Origin of the sequence: Pseudomonas sp. R1-18, from assembly GCF_051132095.1 — a bacterium.
Lineage (GTDB): Bacteria > Pseudomonadota > Gammaproteobacteria > Pseudomonadales > Pseudomonadaceae > Aquipseudomonas.
Genome location: NZ_CP071658.1, coordinates 515,405 through 534,987 on the forward strand (window position 1 = coordinate 515,405; position 19,583 = coordinate 534,987).

17 protein-coding genes are annotated in these 19,583 nt (G+C 61.4%); 15 read left to right on the forward strand and 2 right to left on the reverse strand.

Annotated elements, in window-relative coordinates:
- Positions 1–87 precede the first annotated feature (87 nt).
- The 3 genes from J3P77_RS02300 to J3P77_RS02310 are packed head-to-tail and all read left to right on the forward strand — an operon-like array spanning position 88 to position 2,603.
- Complete coding sequence (locus tag J3P77_RS02300) at positions 88–1,110, forward strand: aminoglycoside phosphotransferase family protein (RefSeq protein WP_434679348.1); 1,023 nt, start codon at positions 88–90, stop codon at positions 1,108–1,110.
- Positions 1,111–1,164: 54 nt separating this feature from the next.
- Positions 1,165–1,836: an N-acetylmuramate alpha-1-phosphate uridylyltransferase MurU gene (murU, locus tag J3P77_RS02305; RefSeq protein ID WP_434679349.1), complete on the forward strand. Its 672-nt coding sequence runs from the start codon at positions 1,165–1,167 to the stop codon at positions 1,834–1,836.
- On the forward strand, positions 1,836–2,603 hold the full coding sequence (locus tag J3P77_RS02310) for a TerB family tellurite resistance protein (protein WP_434679350.1): 768 nt from the start codon (positions 1,836–1,838) through the stop codon (positions 2,601–2,603). Before murU ends, J3P77_RS02310 begins: the two co-directional genes overlap by 1 nt.
- Positions 2,604–2,639: 36 nt before the next feature.
- Here J3P77_RS02310 and J3P77_RS02315 read toward each other — a convergent pair whose 3' ends face one another.
- Complete coding sequence (locus J3P77_RS02315; protein ID WP_434679351.1) at positions 2,640–3,620, reverse strand: alpha/beta hydrolase family protein; 981 nt, start codon at positions 3,618–3,620, stop codon at positions 2,640–2,642.
- Between the two features lie 110 nt (positions 3,621–3,730).
- Here J3P77_RS02315 and J3P77_RS02320 point away from each other — a divergent pair, with 110 nt between their 5' ends.
- The 9 genes from J3P77_RS02320 to trpE all read left to right on the forward strand — a co-directional run bounded on the left by J3P77_RS02320 (position 3,731) and on the right by trpE (position 14,281).
- Entirely contained in the window at positions 3,731–5,743 is a 2,013-nt protein-coding gene (locus J3P77_RS02320; protein WP_434681842.1) for a PAS domain-containing sensor histidine kinase, read from the forward strand.
- On the forward strand, positions 5,740–6,369 hold the full coding sequence (locus J3P77_RS02325) for a response regulator (protein WP_434679352.1): 630 nt from the start codon (positions 5,740–5,742) through the stop codon (positions 6,367–6,369). The genes J3P77_RS02320 and J3P77_RS02325 overlap by 4 nt, the downstream gene beginning before the upstream one ends.
- Before the next feature lie 318 nt (positions 6,370–6,687).
- Positions 6,688–7,812 (forward strand): ABC transporter ATP-binding protein, encoded by a 1,125-nt coding sequence (locus J3P77_RS02330; RefSeq protein ID WP_434679353.1) that lies wholly within the window; start codon positions 6,688–6,690, stop codon positions 7,810–7,812.
- 81 nt (positions 7,813–7,893) lie between these two features.
- Positions 7,894–8,925, forward strand: coding sequence for a polyamine ABC transporter substrate-binding protein (locus tag J3P77_RS02335; RefSeq protein WP_434679354.1), 1,032 nt, complete (start codon positions 7,894–7,896; stop codon positions 8,923–8,925).
- Positions 8,926–9,009: 84 nt separating this feature from the next.
- Complete coding sequence (locus tag J3P77_RS02340; protein ID WP_434679355.1) at positions 9,010–10,257, forward strand: ABC transporter permease; 1,248 nt, start codon at positions 9,010–9,012, stop codon at positions 10,255–10,257.
- 11 nt (positions 10,258–10,268) lie between these two features.
- Positions 10,269–11,093, forward strand: coding sequence for an ABC transporter permease (locus J3P77_RS02345; RefSeq protein WP_434679356.1), 825 nt, complete (start codon positions 10,269–10,271; stop codon positions 11,091–11,093).
- A gap of 146 nt (positions 11,094–11,239) precedes the next feature.
- Positions 11,240–11,914 (forward strand): ribulose-phosphate 3-epimerase, encoded by a 675-nt coding sequence (gene rpe, locus J3P77_RS02350; protein ID WP_434679358.1) that lies wholly within the window; start codon positions 11,240–11,242, stop codon positions 11,912–11,914.
- Positions 11,911–12,729 (forward strand): phosphoglycolate phosphatase, encoded by an 819-nt coding sequence (locus J3P77_RS02355; RefSeq protein WP_434679359.1) that lies wholly within the window; start codon positions 11,911–11,913, stop codon positions 12,727–12,729. Before rpe ends, J3P77_RS02355 begins: the two co-directional genes overlap by 4 nt.
- Positions 12,730–12,799: 70 nt before the next feature.
- Complete coding sequence (trpE, locus tag J3P77_RS02360) at positions 12,800–14,281, forward strand: anthranilate synthase component I (protein WP_434679360.1); 1,482 nt, start codon at positions 12,800–12,802, stop codon at positions 14,279–14,281.
- A 371-nt stretch (positions 14,282–14,652) separates the two neighbouring features.
- On the opposite strand, the gene estP is transcribed toward trpE, so the two are convergent.
- Positions 14,653–16,590, reverse strand: coding sequence for an esterase EstP (gene estP, locus J3P77_RS02365; RefSeq protein WP_434679361.1), 1,938 nt, complete (start codon positions 16,588–16,590; stop codon positions 14,653–14,655).
- A gap of 486 nt (positions 16,591–17,076) precedes the next feature.
- On the opposite strand from estP, the gene J3P77_RS02370 reads away from it, so the two are divergent.
- From J3P77_RS02370 to trpC, 3 genes are read left to right on the forward strand one after another with little or no spacing between them, the layout of a single operon-like run.
- Entirely contained in the window at positions 17,077–17,676 is a 600-nt protein-coding gene (locus tag J3P77_RS02370) for an aminodeoxychorismate/anthranilate synthase component II (protein ID WP_434679363.1), read from the forward strand.
- A gap of 20 nt (positions 17,677–17,696) precedes the next feature.
- Positions 17,697–18,746 carry an anthranilate phosphoribosyltransferase gene (gene trpD / locus J3P77_RS02375; RefSeq protein ID WP_434681845.1) on the forward strand — a complete coding sequence of 350 codons (1,050 nt, stop codon included), beginning with the start codon at positions 17,697–17,699 and terminating at the stop codon, positions 18,744–18,746.
- Positions 18,743–19,582 carry an indole-3-glycerol phosphate synthase TrpC gene (trpC, locus tag J3P77_RS02380; RefSeq protein ID WP_434679364.1) on the forward strand — a complete coding sequence of 280 codons (840 nt, stop codon included), beginning with the start codon at positions 18,743–18,745 and terminating at the stop codon, positions 19,580–19,582. Before trpD ends, trpC begins: the two co-directional genes overlap by 4 nt.
- Position 19,583: the final 1 nt, after the last annotated feature.

Consider the following 19,583-nt stretch of genomic DNA (forward strand, 5'->3'; position numbering starts at 1 on the left):
GGCCGCACGCCTCTCGATGGGCTGAAAAAGATCCCGGATAATAAAGCATGACCCGCTTGACGGCTAGCGCCGTCGGAGACCCTTGTAATGCCAGATCAAGATATACGCCTGCAATCCCTGAAAGTTTGGCTCGACGAGCAGCTGCCAGCTCTCTTCGCCGCCGAGGATTGGGGCGTCGTACCCCCGGCCACGTTGACCGGGGCCAGCAGCGACGCGAGTTTCCGCCGTTACTTCCGGTGGGAAGGTGGTGGCCGGACTTTTATTGTCATGGATGCGCCGCCGCCTCAGGAAAACTGCAAGCCGTTCGTGGATATCGCTCATTTATTGAGCAAGTCAGGCGCCAATGTTCCGCGAATCTACGCACAGGATCTCGAACAGGGTTTTCTGTTGCTCAACGATCTGGGACGCCAGACTTACCTGGATGTCATCGATGCCGATAACGCGGACAAGCTGTTTGCCGATGCAATAGATACCCTGCTCGCATTTCAGCAACTGCCTATGGACGCACCGCTGCCCAGTTACGACGTCGCACTGCTGCGTCGCGAGCTGGAGCTGTTTCCGGAGTGGTACGTGAAGCGTCACCTCGGTGTCGAGCTGGATGCGGCTCAGTTGGCAAGCTGGCGGAATGTCAGCGAACTGCTGATCGAAAGCGCGCTGGCGCAGCCCAAGGTGCTGGTGCATCGCGACTACATGCCGCGCAACCTGATGATCAGCGAGCCGAATCCCGGCGTGCTGGATTTTCAGGATGCTGTTTATGGTCCGGTAACTTACGACGTGACCTGCCTGTTCAAGGATGCGTTCTTGAGCTGGCCACAAGAGCGGGTGAGTGGCTGGCTGGAGCATTACTGGAACAGGGCCCGAGCACTGGGCATTCCGGTGCAGGAAGATTTCGCGAGCTTTGAACGCGCCAGCGACCTGATGGGTGTGCAGCGTCATTTGAAGGTTATCGGGATCTTCGGCCGTATCTGCTACCGGGACGGCAAGCCGCGCTATCTGGAAGACGTGCCGCGTTTCTTTTCCTATATAGAAGCGGTGCTGTCGCGCCGTCCGGAACTGGCAGAGCTGGGCCAGTTGCTGACCAGCCTGCAGCCTGCGCAAGCAACCGTTTGAAAGCCAGGGGCGTAACCCTGTGGAAAGGAAGCGAATCGTGTTGAAGAGGCCTGAATGAAAGCAATGATCCTCGCCGCCGGCAAAGGCGAGCGGATGCGCCCGTTGACGCTGCACACCCCCAAGCCGCTGGTGAAGGCGGCCGGGGTTCCCTTGATCGAATACCACTTGCGCGCGCTGCACGCGGCCGGGTTCGACGAGCTGGTCATCAACCATGCCTGGCTCGGTCAGCAGATCGAAGACCGTCTTGGTGACGGCCAGCGTTTCGGCTTGAGCATTCGCTATTCCCCGGAGGGTGAGCCGCTGGAGACCGGTGGTGGCATCTACCGTGCCTTGCCGATGCTCGGCGACGAGCCATTTCTGGTCGTCAACGGCGACGTCTGGACCGATTACGATTTTGCGGATTTGCGCAAGCCGATCACGGGTCTGGCGCATCTGGTGATGATCGACAATCCGGACCACAACCCCGCGGGCGATTTCTGTCTGGTCGACGGGCAAGTTCGCGAGGCGGATGCCGTCACGCCGCGCCTGACTTACAGCGGTATTGCGATCCTGCATCCACAGCTGTTCCGGACATGCGAAGCGGGCGCCTTCAAGCTGGCGCCCCTGCTGCGCGAGGCGATGGGGCAGGGGCTGGTAACCGGCGAGCATTTTCGGGGACGCTGGATAGACGTCGGTACCCATGAGCGGCTGGCGCAAGTCGAGCACACGTTGTCGGAGCTGCGCTAATGCTCTGGCCCGTCACATTGCTTGGCGCAGGCATCGGTTATGCGATTGCCGACATACCCGGCACGCTGCTTGGCGCCTTGCTGGGGCAGGTGGTGGATCGGCGTTTGCAACTGCACACCTGGGCGCATCTTCGCGAACGGCTGGGCGGACGCGCGGCGATCCATGACGACGAGCTGCTGTTCGTACTATTGGGGCGTCTGGCCAAGAGCGGCGGGCGGATTGTCGCCAGCCATATCAATCAGGCGCGCGTGGAAATGCGTCGTCTGAACCTCGATGACGCGGCGCAACGGCGGGCAATGCTGGCGTTCAACCGTGGCCGGGACGCCACCGACGGGCTGCGAAGTTACCTGCGTCGTCTGCGCGGACAAACCGAGCTTGCGGAAAGCCTGCTGCGTGCCTGCTGGCGCATGGCCTGGGCGGACGGCAAGGCGACCCGGCACGAGCGCGAGTTGATCGGTGTCTGGGGAATGTGGCTGGGTTGGACGGACGTGCGTGTCGAGGCGTTGGCCGCTGAGCATGATCCGATGCAGCGGCCGAAGGTCGGCGGCACCGGCGACGACTACAAAGGTGCGTTGAAGCTGCTGGGAGTACAGGCCGACTCGGACCCGGTGAGCATCAAGCGCGCCTACCGTCGACTACTCAGCCGCCATCACCCCGACAAGCTCGCCGGATCGGGTGCCAACTCGCTTCAGGTGCGGGCCGCCACCGAGAAAACCAGCGAACTTCACCGGGCTTACCGGGTGATCAAGGCGCGCCGCGGGTTCTGAAACCGACGGCGAACCCCATTAGGTCCGGACCGGCGATCACTCGGCCTCGATCCAGCCGCGAACCCGTCGGAACAGCTGGTCCTGCTCCGCTTCGCCGTTGCCCGCGATGTCGGTCAGGCTGATCTGGGTAAATCCCGGACCATTGGCGCGCTTGCTGGCCTGCAGACGCTCAGTGGCGGCGCGTTGTAGCTGGTTCTTGTAGACGAAATCTGCGGTCTTCATTTTCAGGGTTGGCACCAGCTCCACCAGGGATGGCTGGGCGTTGGCCGGTTCGCGTGCGGCAACCATCACGAACTTGCGCACCGCTGGAGACGCGCGCTCACTCAAGTAGCGAGCCGCCCAATACGCGCCACTGCTGTGCCCGAGCAGCACGATACTGCGCGCCTTGTTCTGTTGCGCGAAGCCAACGGCACTGTCGATGCGGGCAAAGATTCGCTCGGCTTCGGCTTTCTTGCGTTCTTCATTGGCAGCGGCTTTGGCGGCATCAGCGCTGGCTTGAGCGTCGGCGTCGGTGGCCTTCGCGGCTTCGGCAGCTGCGGCATCCGCCGGCGCGTCCTTGGGCGCTTCGGCCTTCGCGTCGGAGGACGGCACATCCGGCTCGCGGGGCAGCAGCGCGTCGTCCTGGACGTCGGGCAGCGACAGGCTCAGCGTCGACCAGCTGACATTGGGGAACTTGCGGCGCAACGGGCCTACCGCGTCCGGCCAGTCAGGTGACTCGCCGGCCCCGGGAAGAATAATGACCGCGCCCTGTGGGTCGCCGCTGTTGGCTGGTTTCCACAGGGCCAGAAAGCTCTCGTCACCCGCTTGCAACTGTTGCAGATCCTGACGAGGCAACTGGCGCTCAAGCGCGATGGCGTCTTCCTGATCGCGAGTCAGCAAAGGCGCGCGTTCGACCGGAGCTTGCGCGGCGGCTTCAGCGTCCTTGGGTTCGGGATCGGCTGCCATTACCGGCGAGGCGCAAGGTACTATCAGCGACAGCAACAACGCAGGAAGCGTTGCGCGAAAGGTGTAGGGCATCGAATATTCCAGGCCAGAAACTATCCCGGCAGCCTAAAGGGTTGATCGGCATTTGTCAGGCCCGGCCTTGGCCGGCGGCTGATCTGCATACACATGAGAGCGACACCTTGATCATTCGTCATCTGCGCGCCGTTTTTATCGGCTGCCTGGCTCTGCTCTTGATGGTTTTCGTGCCGTTTACCCAGGCGGACGAAACCGCGCCGGTGCTGCGCGCGCCTTTGAGCCAGGCGCAGCGCGCATGGCTCGACCAGCATGGTCCGCTGCGTGTCGGTCTGGTTCTGGGCGCGCCTTATGCCCAGTTCGACCAGCGGTTGCAGCAGCTTTCCGGCGCCAACGTCGACCTCATGAATGCATTCGCGGCTGTGCTGGGGGCAGAATTGCTGTGGCGCAATTTCCCTGATCAGGCCGCTCTCCAACTGGCGGTGGAGCAAGGCACGATCGACCTCGCTCCCGGCCTCATGCAGACACCGGCCACGTTGCGACACTGGTTGTTCTCCGATCCGTATCTGCGAGTTTCCCAACTGCTGGTCGGTGAACGCGGTGCCGGTACCGTCGTGGACCTGGAAACCCTTGACAACCGCTCACGGGTGGCCGTGCGCATGCCGAGCCCGACCGCCGATTATCTGCGCAGCAACTATCCCCAGCTGAACCTGCAAGGTGTTCCGCTGGAGCGCCAGGCATTGCAGTTATTGCTCAGTCAACAGGCGCGCTACGCCGTGGTCGATGAGGCGCAGCTCAGCCGGCTGTTCCGCGAATCCGAGTTTGCTGCGCTGGGTGTGGTGGGCGACATCGGTCTGCCTCAGCTGCTGCGCATCGGCTCGCGGCGTGATCAGCCGCAGCTGGCCGAGATTGTCGGTGCGGCGTTGCGGGCGATTCCCGCCAAGGAACTGGAGCAACTGCACGAGCGCTGGATGCCACTCAAGCCAGCGCATCTCAGCGAATCATCAAGTTTGTGGAAGAACCTGTGCCTGCTGTTGGCCATGATGCTGCTGGCTTGCCTGGCTGTTGCCATCTGGCAGCGGCGTCAGCAGCAGTCGCTGGAGCAGGAACTGCTGGCCGCGCGCGAAGATATCGCGCGGCGTGTCGAAGGCGAAGAAGCATTGCGTCTGGCGCAGTTCTCCATCGACCAGAGCACGGTCGGCATCCTTTGGGTCAATTGGGACAGCCGTGTGCGTTACGCCAACCAGGCTGCGGAATCGATGTTGGGGTACAGGCCGGGCAAGGTCATCGACCGGCCTCTGATCGACTTCGAACCTGGGCTGCACATGGACCGCTGGCTGAGCCTGTGGATGAACGCGCGCTCCAGTGAAGACAGCCCGCAGGCGTTCGAAACCCAATGTCTGCGCGCCGACGGCAGTCTGTTGCCGGTCGATGTATCGCTGAGCTTCCTGCGTTTCGGCGCCGCTGAGTATCTGGTGGTGTTTCTCAACGATGTCAGCGAGCGGCGTCGGGCCCATGATCAGCTGCGCGAGCTGTCGGCCCATCTGGAAAGCGTGAGGGAAGAGGAAAAAGCGCGCATAGCCCGTGAGGTTCACGATGAACTTGGCCAGATGCTGACTGTGCTCAAGATGGAAACCTCGATGTGCGAGCTGGCCTATGCCGACCTGGACCCCGGATTGAGCGAGCGGCTCAACAGCATGAAGCGTTTGATAGCGCAGCTGTTTCAACAGGTGCGCGACGTGGCGACGGCACTGCGACCCCCGATTCTGGATGCGGGTATTGCGTCCGCCATCGAGTGGCAGGCGCGGCGTTTCGAGGAGCGCACGCACATTCCCTGCCTGGTGCAGGTTCCGGAAAATCTGCCCGCACTCAGTGATGCGGGGGCCACGGGGCTGTTCCGGGTTCTTCAGGAAGCACTGACCAACGTGATTCGCCATGCCCGTGCCCACACCGTGGAAGTCAGCCTGGCGCTGGAGAACGGCATGATGTGCATGACCATTGCCGACGATGGGCAGGGTTTCGTGTTGCAGCCGGGCAGGGCCGTTTCGTTCGGGCTGGTGGGCATGCGCGAACGTATGCTGATGCTGGGCGGCCGGCTGGAGCTGGACAGCGAGGTGGGTGAAGGCACAACCTTGCGTGCATACATCCCGTTGGATGCAGCCGGGCAGGAGCGAACACCGTGATTCGTGTATTGGTAGCCGAAGACCACACCATCGTGCGCGAAGGCATAAAGCAGCTGATCGGCCTGGCCAAAGATCTGCTGGTAGTAGGTGAGGCCGGCAACGGCGAGCAACTGCTTGAGACCTTGCGCCATGTACCTTGCGAAGTGGTGCTGCTGGACATTTCCATGCCCGGCGTAAGCGGGCTTGAGGCGATTCCGAGGATTCGGGCGATGAGCAATCCGCCGGCAATTCTGGTGTTGTCCATGCACGATGAAGCCCAAATGGCGGCCCGGGCGCTGAAAGTCGGTGCGGCGGGCTACGCGACAAAGGACAGCGATCCGGCCCTGCTGCTGACCGCGATTCGCCGGGTTGCAGCCGGCGGACGCTACATCGACCCGGAGCTTGCGGATCGCATGGTGTTCGAGGTCGGTCTGACGGACAACCGGCCTTTGCACTCGCTGCTGTCCGAGCGAGAGTTTTCGGTATTCGAACGCCTCGCGCAGGGAGCGAACGTAAACGATATCGCTCAGCAACTGGCGCTCAGCAGCAAGACCATCAGCACCCACAAGGCGCGGCTGATGCAGAAACTGAACATCACTTCGCTGGCCGACCTCGTCAGATACGCGATGGAGCACAAGCTGCTCTGAGTCTGAAAACGACATGCGTTTTGGCAGGGCGCTGTACGTGTAGGAGCCAGCTTGCTGGCGATAGCGTTCGACCAGGCAATGAAGATGTGTGGGTTGAACCGGCGCTGTCGCCAGCAAACTGCCTCCCGCTGTCTTGAGTCTGGCTTGAATGGGTGCAAGCTTGCTGAAGCCGACATGCCAAATCCCGCCATCTCTGTAGGGCGATCCCTACCCCGGCGCTTCCGGCGCGCTTAGGCAAATCTCTCCCGACCCCCGATTTCCGGGGGGCTGGCGCTGCTCTAGTCTTCAACCCACGCAGATATGACAAAGGTGTGGGTAATGAGCAACGTCGATAAAAGCGCTGGAGCGAGTGATGTTCTGGTCAGCTTTCGTGGTGTGCAAAAGAGCTACGACGGCGAGGCTCTGATCGTCAAGGATCTGAACCTGGACATCCGCAAAGGTGAATTTCTCACGCTGCTCGGGCCGTCGGGTTCGGGCAAGACCACCAGCCTGATGATGCTCGCCGGTTTCGAGACGCCGACGGCGGGCGAGATACTGCTTGGCGGTCGGGCCATCAATAACGTACCGCCGCACAAGCGCGACATCGGCATGGTGTTCCAGAACTACGCCTTGTTCCCGCACATGACCGTTGCCGAGAATCTTGCCTTCCCGCTGTCGGTGCGCGGCATGAGCAAGACTGACGTCGGGGAGAAGGTCAAGCGGGTGCTGGGCATGGTCCAGCTGGACAGCTTCGCGCACCGCTACCCGGCGCAGCTGTCCGGCGGTCAGCAGCAACGTGTCGCGCTCGCTCGGGCCCTGGTGTTCGAGCCGCAACTGGTGCTGATGGACGAACCGCTCGGCGCGCTGGACAAGCAGTTGCGCGAACACATGCAGATGGAGATCAAGCATCTTCACCAACGCCTCGGCGTGACGGTCGTCTACGTTACCCACGATCAGGGCGAAGCCTTGACCATGTCCGATCGTGTCGCGGTATTCCATCAGGGTGAAATCCAGCAGATCGCCGATCCGCGCAGTCTCTACGAGGAGCCGAAGAATACGTTCGTTGCCAACTTCATCGGCGAGAACAACCGGCTCAACGGCAGACTGGTCAGCCAGAGCGCTGGTCGCTGCGTAGTCGAGCTTGAGCGTGGCGAGAAAGTTGAAGCGCTGGCGATCAACGTCGGCCAGACCGGCGGGCCGGTCACGCTGTCGATCCGCCCCGAGCGCATCAGCCTCAATGGCCGCAGCGAGAGCTGCGTCAACCGGTTCTCCGGCCGGGTGGCGGAATTCATCTATCTGGGCGACCACGTTCGTGTACGTCTGGAGGTTGCAGGCAAGTCCGACTTCTTTGTCAAACAGCCGATTGCCGAGCTCGACTCCGCGCTCAGTGTTGGCGATGTGGTGCCCATTGGATGGCAAGTCGAGCACGTCCGTGCGCTCGACCCGTTGCAGCCCGTGCATTGATCACTCGATAAAAGCAAAAACAGAGGCGAGTCAGTCGCCCATTCCAGTCGCTTCCAACACTGCTCGTGGAGAAAAGAATAAATGCTGAAATCATTGAAGTTCACCGCTATCACGTTGGGCATGATCTGCGCCGGGCAAACGATGGCCGCAGACCTCACGGTCATTTCCTTCGGTGGCGCCAACAAGGCCGCTCAGGAAAAAGCGTTCTATGCGCCCTGGGAAAAGGCCGGCAACGGCAAGATCATCGCTGGCGAATACAACGGGGAAATGGCCAAGGTCAAAACCATGGTCGACACCAAGAGCGTGTCCTGGGACCTGGTGGAAGTGGAATCGCCGGAGCTGGCTCGCGGCTGTGACGAAGACATGTTCGAAGAAATTGATCCGGCAATCCTCGGCAGCGAAGCGGATTATGTTCCGGGCGCCATCACTACCTGCGGCGCGGGCTTTTTCGTCTGGTCCACGGTGCTGGCCTACAACGCCGACAAGGTCGCCAGCGCTCCGACCAGTTGGGTGGATTTCTGGGATACCAAGAAATTCCCCGGCAAGCGTGGCCTGCGCAAGGGTGCGAAGTACACCCTCGAATTCGCTCTGATGGCCGACGGCGTTGCGCCGAAGGACGTCTACAAGGTTCTGGCCAGCAAAGACGGCCAGGATCGCGCCTTCAAGAAACTCGATGAGCTCAAGCCCAGCATCCAGTGGTGGGAAGCTGGCGCCCAGCCGCCGCAATACCTGGCCTCCGGCGACGTGGTGATGAGTTCGGCCTACAACGGCCGCATCGCTGCGGTCCAGAAAGAAAGCAACCTGAAAGTGGTCTGGACCGGCGGCGTCTACGACTTCGACGCCTGGGCGATTCCGAAGGGTTCGAAGAACGCCGAAGCGGCGAAGAAATTCATTGCTTACAGCCTGAGCCCGGAGCAGCAGAAAGTTTATTCGCAGAACATCGCCTACGGCCCGGCCAACACCCAGGCGGTGAAGCTGCTGGACAAGGACACGCTGCAGAACATGCCGACCACGCCTGAAAACATCAAGGACCAGGTGCAGATGGACGTTGCGTTCTGGACCGATAACGGCGAGTCCCTGGAACAGCGCTTCAACGCTTGGGCGGCCAAGTAAGGCTGATCCCGACGCTGAGTGAGTATCGGGCGTGGTCCCTGAAGCGGGGAGCACGCCCTTCGTTGAAAGATTCCGGAGTTCGTTATGGCCACCGCCGTGCCCCTGACCGAAGGCGCCAGCCCCACCCTCAAGCAGCGTCTTGCTCGCGCCGAGCGGCTCAACCGCTGGAAGGCACAGGCCCTGATCGCACCATTGGTGCTTTTTCTGTTGCTGGTATTTCTGGTGCCGATTGCGGCGCTGCTCTACAAGAGCGTCGACAGCCCGGAAGTGGTAGCCGCGCTGCCGAATACGGTAACCGAAGTCCAACAGTGGGACGGCAAAGGGCTGCCCCCCGAGTCCGTCTATAAAAGCCTGAGCCTGGAGCTGGCCGAAACCCGCAAGAACTCGACCCTTGGCGAGCTTTCCAAGCGGCTGAACATGGAACTGGCCGGCTACCGCAGCCTGCTGAGCAAGACGGCGCGTGCCTTGCCGTTCAAGACCGAGCCCGCTTCCTATAAGGATGCCCTCGAAGCGCTGGACGAGCGGTGGGGCGACCCTGCGTACTGGCAGGTGATACGCCGCAACACCAGCAGCATCACTCCTTACTACCTGTTGGCCGCACTCGATCATCGCATCGATGATCTGGGTGACGTTGCACCTGCGACGCCCGATCAGGCGATCTATCTGGACATTTTTGCCCGTACGTTCTGGATGGGGCTGGTGATCACTGCAATCTGTCTGGTGCTGGCTTACCCGCTTGCCTATTTGCTGGCCAGCTTGCCGGCGCGGCAAAGCAACCTGTTGATGATCCTGGTGTTGCTGCCGTTCTGGACGTCGATTCTGGTGCGCGTCGCCGCGTGGATCGTGCTGCTGCAGTCCAGCGGTCTGATCAATAGCGCACTGCTGGCGATGGGCATCATCGACAAACCGCTGGAGCTGGTCTTCAACCGGGTAGGTGTGTACATCTCGATGGTGCACATCATGTTGCCGTTCATGATCCTGCCCATCTACAGCGTGATGAAGAACATCTCGCCGACGTACATGCGCGCCGCCATTTCCCTGGGTTGCCATCCGTTCGCCAGTTTCTGGCGTGTGTATTTTCCGCAGACGTATGCCGGGATCGGCGCGGGCTGCCTGTTGGTATTCATTCTGTCGATCGGTTACTACATCACGCCCGCGCTCCTGGGCAGCCCGAACGACCAGATGGTCAGCTATTTCGTCGCGTTCTATACCAACACCAGTATCAACTGGGGCATGGCCACGGCATTGGGCGGCCTGTTACTGCTGGCCACCATCGTGCTGTACCTGATCTATAGCTGGCTGGTGGGCGCCAATCGCCTGCGTTTGAGCTGAGGAGCGTTGCCATGTTGAACCCTTACACATCGCCCATCGAACGCATCTGGCATTACGCGCTGCGAATCCTCTGTGCGCTGGTGCTGCTTTTTCTGGTACTGCCGGTGCTGGTGATCATCCCGCTGTCGTTCAATTCGGGCAGTTTCCTGGTCTACCCGCTGCAAGGGTTCTCGTTGCAGTGGTACCACGACTTCTTCAGCTCGGCGGAGTGGATGCGCGCGTTGAAAAACAGTCTGATCGTCGCGCCGGCCTCGACGCTGCTGGCCATGGTGTTCGGCACATTGGCGGCCATTGGCCTGACGCGAGGTAACTTCCCTGGCAAGGCGCTGGTGATGGCGCTGGTGATCTCACCCATGGTGGTTCCGGTGGTGATCATCGGTGTGGCGAGTTATCTGTTCTTCGCGCCGCTTGGCCTCGGTAACAGCTACACCTCGCTGATTCTGGTGCATGCGGTGCTGGGCGTGCCGTTTGTGATCATTACGGTGTCGGCTACCTTGCAGGGTTTCAATCACAACCTGGTGCGCGCTGCTGCCAGCCTTGGCGCGTCGCCACTGACGACGTTCCGCCGGGTGACCTTGCCGCTGATCGCGCCTGGCGTGATTTCCGGCGCGCTGTTTGCCTTCGCCACGTCCTTCGACGAAGTGGTGGTGACGCTGTTTCTCGCGGGGCCGGAGCAAGCGACCCTGCCGCGCCAGATGTTCAGCGGCATCCGCGAAAACCTCAGCCCGACCATCGCCGCCGCCGCGACGCTGCTGATCGCATTCTCAGTGATCCTGCTGCTGGTGCTGGAGTGGCTGCGTGGGCGGAGCGAGAAGCTGCGAACGCAGGTAGCGTAGGAAACACGGACCAAAGTGGGAGCGGACTTGTCCGCGAAGCAGGCGCCGCGAAATACCTGGCAGTGCGCGTAATCGTTCTTCGCGGACAAGTCCGCTTCCACCCGATACAATGCGCGCCACCGTGATTCTGCTCAAACAGGTGCGCCATGCAGCCCTTCGTTATTGCTCCATCGATCCTTTCCGCTGACTTTGCCCGTCTGGGTGAGGAAGTCGACAACGTATTGGCCGCTGGCGCGGACTTTGTCCACTTCGACGTCATGGACAATCACTACGTCCCGAACCTGACCATCGGTCCGATGGTGTGCAGTGCGCTGCGCAAGTACGGCGTGACCGCACCTATTGACGTGCACCTGATGGTCAGCCCGGTGGATCGCATCATCGGCGACTTCGTCGAGGCCGGTGCGACCTACATCACGTTCCATCCCGAAGCGACCCAGCACGTCGACCGCTCCCTGCAGCTGATTCGCGAAGCCGGCTGCAAGTCCGGCCTGGTGTTCAACCCGGCGACGCCGCTCAACCTGCTGGAATACGTCATGGACAAGGTCGACATGATCCTGCTCATGAGCGTCAACCCGGGCTTCGGCGGCCAGAAGTTCATTCCTGGCACGCTCAACAAGCTGCGCGAAGCCCGTGCGCTGATCGACGCGTCGGGCCGTGAAATCCGTCTGGAGATCGACGGCGGCGTCAACGTCAACAATATCCGCGAGATCGCCGCGGCAGGCGCCGACACCTTTGTCGCCGGCTCCGCCATCTTCAATGCCCCCGACTACAAGGAAGTGATCGAGAAAATGCGTACCGAACTGGCGTCTGCCCGCGCATGAGCGGCTTCGAGCAGCTGTTTTCGGGCAAGCTGCCCAGGCTGATCATGTTCGATCTGGACGGGACGCTCGTCGACTCGGTGCCTGATCTGGCCGTGGCAGTGGACAAGATGCTCGTCCAGCTCGGCCGTCCCAGGGCCGGTCTTGAGGCGGTCCGCCAGTGGGTCGGCAATGGCGCGCCGGTGCTGGTGCGCCGGGCGCTCGCAGGCTCCATCGACCACAGCAATGTGGACGATGCCCTGGCCGAGCAGGCGCTGGAGCTGTTCATGCAGGCCTACGCCGAGAAGCATGAGTTCACCGTGGTTTACCCAGGCGTGCGTGAAACCCTGAAGTGGCTGCAGAAAAACGGCGTCGAGATGGCCTTGATCACCAATAAGCCGGAGCGTTTCGTCGCGCCGCTGCTTGATGAAATGAAGCTGGGTCGGTTCTTTCGCTGGATCGTCGGTGGCGACACCATGCCGCAGAAGAAGCCTGACCCCGCCGCGCTGTTTTTTGTGATGAAAATGGCCGGCGTTCCGGCGTCCCAATCGCTGTTCGTCGGCGATTCGCGTTCTGACGTGCAGGCCGCGAAAGCCGCTGGCGTGGCGTGCGTTGCGCTGAGCTACGGTTACAACCATGGCCGGCCGATCGAAGAAGAATCCCCGGCGTTGGTGATCGATGATCTGCGCAAGCTGATTCCCGGTTGCCTGGAACAGGACGCTGGGATACTGTTGCCCGAAACCGAACGTCCCTCCCGTAGAGATTCCATCGTGGTGGTCACCCGCAAACTCTGGATGAAAGTCATCAAGGCCCTGGCCCGCTGGCGTTGGCGCGCCTGAACTGAATCCGGCCGGACTTCCGGCACCGTTTGCCTACCTGACCGAATTACCTCAAACCACGAGGCTGATGATGAATCGCGAAGAATTCCTGCGTTTGGCTGCTACCGGCTATAACCGCATCCCGCTTGCCCTTGAAACTCTGGCTGACTTCGACACGCCGCTGTCGATCTATCTCAAGCTTGCCGATCAATCCAACTCCTATCTGCTCGAATCGGTGCAAGGCGGCGAGAAATGGGGCCGTTACTCGATGATCGGTCTGCCATGCCGCACGGTGCTGCGGGTGCATGGTCATCACGTCAGCGTGACGCTGGATGGCAACGAGATCGAAAGCCGGGACGTCGAAGATCCGTTGGCATTCGTCGAAGAATTCAAGGCCCGCTACAACGTTCCGACCATCGCCGGCCTGCCACGCTTCAATGGCGGGCTGGTGGGCTATTTCGGTTATGACTGCGTGCGTTACGTCGAGAAGCGTCTGGCCAACTGCCCTAATCCCGACCCGCTGGGCGTGCCGGATATCCTCTTGATGGTGTCCGACGCAGTGGTGGTGTTCGACAACCTGGCGAGCAAGATGCACGCCATTGTGCTGGTCGATCCTGCTCAACCGGATGCGTTCGAAGGCGGTATCGCACAGCTCGATGAACTGATGGGCAAGCTGCGCCAGCCAATCACTCCACGCCGCGGCCTGGACCTCACGCGTCCGCCGGCGGCCGATCCAGTGTTCCGCTCCAGCTTCACCCAAGGGGATTACGAAGCGGCCGTCGACACGATCAAGCAGTACATTCTGGCAGGCGACGTGATGCAGGTGGTGCCGTCGCAACGGATGTCCATCGACTTCAAGGCGGCGCCCATCGACTTGTACCGGGCGCTGCGTTGCTTCAACCCGACGCCTTACATGTACTTCTTCAACTTCGGCGACTTCCACGTCGTTGGCAGCTCGCCGGAAGTATTGGTACGTGTCGAAGATAACCTGATCACGGTACGTCCGATTGCCGGTACGCGTCCGCGCGGCGCCAATGAAGAGGCCGATCTGGCGCTTGAGCAGGACCTGTTGTCCGACGACAAGGAAATCGCCGAGCACCTGATGCTGATCGACCTGGGCCGCAACGATACCGGTCGGGTGTCGGAGATCGGTTCCGTCAGGCTGACCGAAAAGATGGTCATCGAGCGTTATTCCAACGTGATGCACATCGTATCCAACGTTACCGGCCAGCTGAAAAGCGGCCTCAGCGCGATGGACGCACTGCGGGCGATCCTGCCGGCCGGCACCTTGTCCGGTGCGCCGAAGATCCGCGCCATGGAAATCATCGACGAACTCGAACCGGTCAAGCGCGGCGTGTACGGCGGCGCGGTCGGCTATCTGGCGTGGAATGGCAATATGGACACCGCTATCGCGATCCGCACGGCGGTGATCAAGAACGGCGAGCTGCACGTGCAGGCCGGTGGCGGTATCGTTGCCGACTCGGTGCCCGCGCTGGAATGGGAAGAAACCCTGAACAAGCGCCGCGCAATGTTCCGCGCCGTGGCGCTGGCCGAGCAGACGTCCGAAGACTGATCCCGGCCGCTCTTACGAAAGCGGCGCCGTACGAGTGGGAGATTCTCTGTTTGGGGCAGTCCTCCAACGCCCTCCGGGCAGAAGCCCGGGGTGCTCGCAAAGCCGCTTGTGATTCTGCCCGAAGGGCGCAGATCGCAGGCAAGCCAGCTCCTACGCCCTCCGGGCAGAAGCTCAGGGTGCTTGCAAAGCCGCTTGTGATTCTGCCCGAAGGGCGTGGGAGCCAGCTTGCTGGCGAAGAGGCCGTCACTATCGCCGCACCTCCACCAGCCTTGACCCCGCTGTCGTGAGCGAACTCCCTCCTACATATAGATATGCCAGCTCCCACGCTGTGGGAGCCGGCGCTCCGCTTGTTGGCGAATGAAGCCGCTCGCTCAAAAATCCAGGCTCAACGCCACACTCGCCCCTTGATGGGTCATGTCATCGTTCTGTCGCCAGTTGTAATTGGCGCGCAGCGACAAGTCCTGGGTGATCTGTTGACGGAAGCCCAGCGTCGCGCGGTTCAGATTGCGCTGCGGCGTGTAGCCGGGCAGGGTGAAGTCAATGCTTGGCACGCTGTTGAGCGCCATCGTCACCTCTTGCCGGTCAGTCTCATATTCACGTTCATGGGCGAACTCGGCGAAGATCTGCGTCGATGACGTGATGTGAAACTTGGTTTGCAAGCCCACTCCGGCGCGGCGCGATTTGCGGGTCTGATCACTGAAGGTCAGGGCGGTCGAGCGGTTGCCCTGCTCCGAATAGCCGTCCACATCGATGTGGGCGTAGTCGGCACTGATGAACGGCGACAGATGCCAACGGCTGTTGGCACCGGCAAAATCAAAACCGATACGTGCACTGGCAGCCCACACCTCACCGTAGGTATCGCCTTTTTCCTCGCCTTCCCCGGCACCGAGGGCGAACTTGCGGTCGGCGTTCTCGTAATCGAGCTTGCCGCCAGAAGCTGACAGATCCCCCCACCAGTGATTCGCCTGATATTGCAGGAAAACCGTAGCGAGGTAGGCGTTGAGCCTGTAGTCCGAATCCTTGGAGCCAGCTTCCAGATCCTGGCGATAAGCGCCTGCGACCACGCCGGTTCGCCAGTGCTCCGCAAAGCGCCAGCTGCCGCCCAGCGTCAGGCTATAGCCTCGCCCTTCTGCGTCTGCGGAATAGTCCTGTGCGTCGAAGTCGGCTTTCTGGCCGCCCGCCGCCAGAATGCTTCGCCACTCGCCGACACCTTGCCAGTTGCCCCAGTCAGCCAGCCATTGCGAGCGAAGCTCATCCTGCTGGCTGCGCAAGGCGGTGTTGGCCATTTCGGGCAGCAGCGTGACTTCCCATGGTGCCGACAGCAATGAGTAGGCGTAGTCGGCAAGCAGGCGTTGCCCGCCTGCGGTCGGGTGGACGCGGTCATTGAAGAACAGACGATTGGGGTCTGGCGTTGCGCTGCTGATGCCGTAGGTTTCGTTCTCGTCGCAGTTGTCGCCGCTGAAGCAGGTGCTCACCAGATCCTGATCGGCGGCAAACCCGTAGCGCGCCGGGTCGTCCAGGGTTTCGGAGATCAGTAACGGAATGTTCAGCGGGATGACTTCGGCGTCGATGCGCTCAAGCCGGCTGACCAGTTGCTCGTTGAATTCCCCGCTCAGCCTGGAGGTGATGGACTCAAGTGGCGTGCCGCTCAGCGCCGGAGTCTGGCCAATGTCGGGCAGCATCCAGATCATGATGTAACGTGCGCCGGCCTGTTGCAGCGCCTGCGCGCCATCAGCCAGTCGGTCGGCGGCGTCCTCTGCGTCACCGCCGCTCAGCACCCGTCCCTGCAGAAAATCATTGCCGCCCCCAGTCAGGTAATACAGGGCGTTGGGATCAGCGCGGAAATTGTTGGCTGGAAGATAGCCCGTCCGGGTGCGCAGTACTGTGCCGGAGCCGCTGGTGTCTGGGGTGACAACGCGCGATTCCGACGTGATCGCGTCATAAATCTGGTCCGTACGATCGCCGCCCACCGCCCAGTTGTTGCCGTCGGGCAACCCGAGCGCAGCGTTGACCGGCGACGTTGAAGCGTTGAGGTCGTTGGGCGCGACGTTGAGCCGCTGACCCAGCAGAGTAGAAGAGTTCAGCCCCACGACCTCACCGCTGCCTTCCAGAAAGGTCGGCCCGACCCGGTTGGTGAAGCGCAGCGTTGCTCCGGCTGGTCCGTCTTCATCCGGAAACTGGCCCGCGTCCGACAGACTGTCGCCGAACACCACCATCGTTGAATAAGGGGAGGGCGCCGCCTGCACACTGGCGCAAGCCAGGGTCAGCAAGCAGGCCGCGAACGGCACTCGCAGTGAAGAGTTAGTCATGGGAACAGTCCTTGCGGTTTTTATTCTCTCAAGGAACCGTAGCAAGCCTGCTCATCACCGCCAGCGTTGGAACGCGGCTCAGACGCAGTTACCGCTCAGCGGCGCGTCGTTCATCGTTTTGGCTGCCGCGAGCCAGCCTGCCCGTCAAGTCAGGGCACTTGCGTAATATTCGCTTGCCGGCCTGCCTCATGGGCGCTCTGATATTGCGCGGTATCCCTCGGTACGCTACTGTGCCGAAACGTACGAACGAGACCCTCCCCGTGACGATTGTCAGCAAACTCTTGATGCGTGTTATCAAGGCCCACGCCCGTTGGCGTTGGCGCGCCTGACTATTTCCCTGCCGGCCCCGCCGGACCAGTACCTGTATGCCTTCGATTCGCTTTTTGCCGCCCCGGTCGAGCCCTGCGCCAGAGCCCGACGACGCGGATGCACAAGCGAGTGGAACTCTTGAAGGCCTGATGAGTGAATTCAAAAGGTTAATAGCAAATGCTGCTGATGATCGATAACTACGACTCTTTTACCTATAACGTCGTGCAATACCTCGGTGAGTTGGGCGCGGAGGTCAAGGTGATCCGCAACGACGAGCTGACCGTCGCCGAAATCGAAGCCCTCAATCCGGAACGCATCGTCGTCTCCCCCGGCCCGTGCACGCCCAACGAAGCGGGCGTCTCGCTCGACGTGATTTCGCATTTCGCCGGCAAGCTGCCGATCCTTGGCGTCTGCCTCGGGCATCAGTCCATTGGTCAGGCGTTTGGTGGTGACGTGGTACGCGCACGCCAGGTGATGCATGGCAAGACCAGCCCGGTAGTCCACGAGGATCACGGGGTATTTGAGGGCTTGAATCACCCGCTGGTCGTGACCCGCTACCATTCTCTGGTGGTCAAGCTGGACACTCTGCCGGACTGCCTGGAAGTCACTGCCTGGACTGCGCTGGAAGACGGCACGGTCGACGAGATCATGGGCCTGCGCCACAAGACGCTGAACATTGAGGGTGTGCAATTTCATCCCGAGTCCATCCTGACCGAGCAGGGTCATGAGCTGTTCGCCAACTTCCTCAAACAGACCGGCGGCAGTCGTCAGGCTTAAGGACCTTTATGAATACGCCTATGAATATCAAGGCTGCGCTCAACCGCGTGGTCAACCAGCTGGACCTGACCACTGGCGAAATGCAGGACGTCATGCGCGAAATCATGACCGGCCAGTGCACCGAAGCGCAGATTGGCGCATTTCTGATGGGCATGCGGATGAAAAGCGAAACCATCGACGAAATCGTCGGCGCGGTTTCGGTCATGCGCGAACTGGCCGATCAGGTCGAGTTGAAGACCCTGGACGGCGTGGTTGATATCGTCGGCACCGGTGGCGATGGCGCGAATATCTTCAACGTGTCCACTGCGTCTGCCTTCGTGATCGCGGCGGCGGGTTGCACAGTGGCCAAGCATGGCAACCGTGCCGTGTCCGGCAAGAGCGGCAGCGCCGATCTGCTGGAAGCCGCAGGCGTGTACCTGAATCTCAATCCTGTGCAGGTCGCGCGTTGTATCGATAGCGTGGGCATTGGTTTCATGTTCGCCCAGTCCCATCATCGCGCCATGAAATACGCGGCCGGCCCGCGTCGCGACCTGGGCCTGCGGACGCTGTTCAACATGCTCGGGCCGTTGACCAATCCGGCCGGCGTTCGTCATCAGGTCGTGGGTGTTTTCAACCAGGCGCTGTGTCGCCCGCTGGCGGAAGTGCTACTGCGCCTGGGCAGCAAGCATGTGCTGGTGGTGCATTCTCAGGACGGGCTGGACGAGTTCAGCCTGGCGGCGCCAACCTTCGTTGCTGAGCTGAAGAACGGCGAAGTGACCGAATACTGGGTGCAGCCTGAAGACCTGGGCATGAAGAGTCAGAGCCTGTACGGTTTGGCGGTGGAAAGCCCGGCCGCCTCGCTTGAACTGATTCGCGACGCCCTCGGGCGACGCAAGACCGAAAACGGTCAGAAAGCGGCTGAAATGATCGTGCTCAATGCTGGCGCTGCGCTTTATGCCGCCGATCATGCGTCCAGCCTCAAGGAAGGCGTGGAGCGTGCGCACGATTCGCTGCACACCGGCCTCGCCCGGGAAAAGCTGGAGGAGTTGGGCGCCTTTACCGCGGTATTCAAGCAGGAGAACGAAGGATGAGCGTGCCAACCGTACTGGAAAAGATCCTTGCCCGTAAGGCCGAGGAAGTTGCCGCTCGCCGTGCGCTGGTGACGATGGCGCAGCTTGAGCAGCGCGCCGCTGGCGCCGATGCGCCGCGCGGCTTTGCCAAGGCGCTTATCGATCAGGCGAAGCTCAAGCAGCCGGCCGTCATTGCCGAAATCAAAAAGGCATCGCCGAGCAAAGGCGTGATTCGCGAGAACTTCCTGCCTGCCGAGATCGCCAAGAGCTATCAGGCCGGTGGCGCGACCTGCCTTTCGGTGCTGACCGACATCGATTTCTTCCAGGGCGCCGACGAATACCTGCAGCAGGCACGTGCGGCCTGTCAGCTTCCGGTGATCCGCAAGGATTTCATGATCGACCCGTATCAGGTGGTCGAGGCGCGGGCGCTGGGTGCCGACTGCATCCTGCTGATCGTCGCTGCTCTGACTGATGGGCAAATGGCCGAGCTGGCATCGGTCGCCAAAGGTGTCGGTCTGGACGTGCTGGTCGAAGTTCACGATGGCGACGAGCTGGAGCGGGCGTTGAAGACCCTCGACACGCCTCTGGTCGGCGTCAACAACCGCAACTTGCACACGTTCGATGTCAGCCTGGAAACCACGCTGGACCTGCTGCCGCGTATTCCGCGTGATCGTCTGGTCATCACCGAAAGCGGTATTCTCAATCGCGCCGACGTGGAGCTGATGGAAATCAGCGACGTGTACTCGTTCCTGGTCGGCGAGGCGTTCATGCGTGCCGAGCAGCCTGGCGCTGAGCTTCAGCGGTTGTTCTTCCCTGAGCGTGGACCGGTTGCGGTCAGCGCTTCGCCTCTGGATTGAA

Bases quoted from the DNA above. Each gene is read 5' to 3' on its own strand.
- J3P77_RS02300 (WP_434679348.1), top strand. From the start codon at position 88: ATGCCAGATCAAGATATACGCCTGCAATCCCTGAAAGTTTGGCTCGAC.
- murU (WP_434679349.1), top strand. From the start codon at position 1,165: ATGAAAGCAATGATCCTCGCCGCCGGCAAAGGCGAGCGGATGCGCCCG.
- J3P77_RS02310 (WP_434679350.1), top strand. From the start codon at position 1,836: ATGCTCTGGCCCGTCACATTGCTTGGCGCAGGCATCGGTTATGCGATT.
- J3P77_RS02315 (WP_434679351.1), bottom strand. From the start codon at position 3,620: ATGCCCTACACCTTTCGCGCAACGCTTCCTGCGTTGTTGCTGTCGCTG.
- J3P77_RS02330 (WP_434679353.1), top strand. From the start codon at position 6,688: ATGAGCAACGTCGATAAAAGCGCTGGAGCGAGTGATGTTCTGGTCAGC.
- J3P77_RS02335 (WP_434679354.1), top strand. From the start codon at position 7,894: ATGCTGAAATCATTGAAGTTCACCGCTATCACGTTGGGCATGATCTGC.
- J3P77_RS02340 (WP_434679355.1), top strand. From the start codon at position 9,010: ATGGCCACCGCCGTGCCCCTGACCGAAGGCGCCAGCCCCACCCTCAAG.
- J3P77_RS02345 (WP_434679356.1), top strand. From the start codon at position 10,269: ATGTTGAACCCTTACACATCGCCCATCGAACGCATCTGGCATTACGCG.
- rpe (WP_434679358.1), top strand. From the start codon at position 11,240: ATGCAGCCCTTCGTTATTGCTCCATCGATCCTTTCCGCTGACTTTGCC.
- J3P77_RS02355 (WP_434679359.1), top strand. From the start codon at position 11,911: ATGAGCGGCTTCGAGCAGCTGTTTTCGGGCAAGCTGCCCAGGCTGATC.
- trpE (WP_434679360.1), top strand. From the start codon at position 12,800: ATGAATCGCGAAGAATTCCTGCGTTTGGCTGCTACCGGCTATAACCGC.
- estP (WP_434679361.1), bottom strand. From the start codon at position 16,590: ATGACTAACTCTTCACTGCGAGTGCCGTTCGCGGCCTGCTTGCTGACC.
- J3P77_RS02370 (WP_434679363.1), top strand. From the start codon at position 17,077: ATGCTGCTGATGATCGATAACTACGACTCTTTTACCTATAACGTCGTG.
- trpD (WP_434681845.1), top strand. From the start codon at position 17,697: ATGAATATCAAGGCTGCGCTCAACCGCGTGGTCAACCAGCTGGACCTG.
- trpC (WP_434679364.1), top strand. From the start codon at position 18,743: ATGAGCGTGCCAACCGTACTGGAAAAGATCCTTGCCCGTAAGGCCGAG.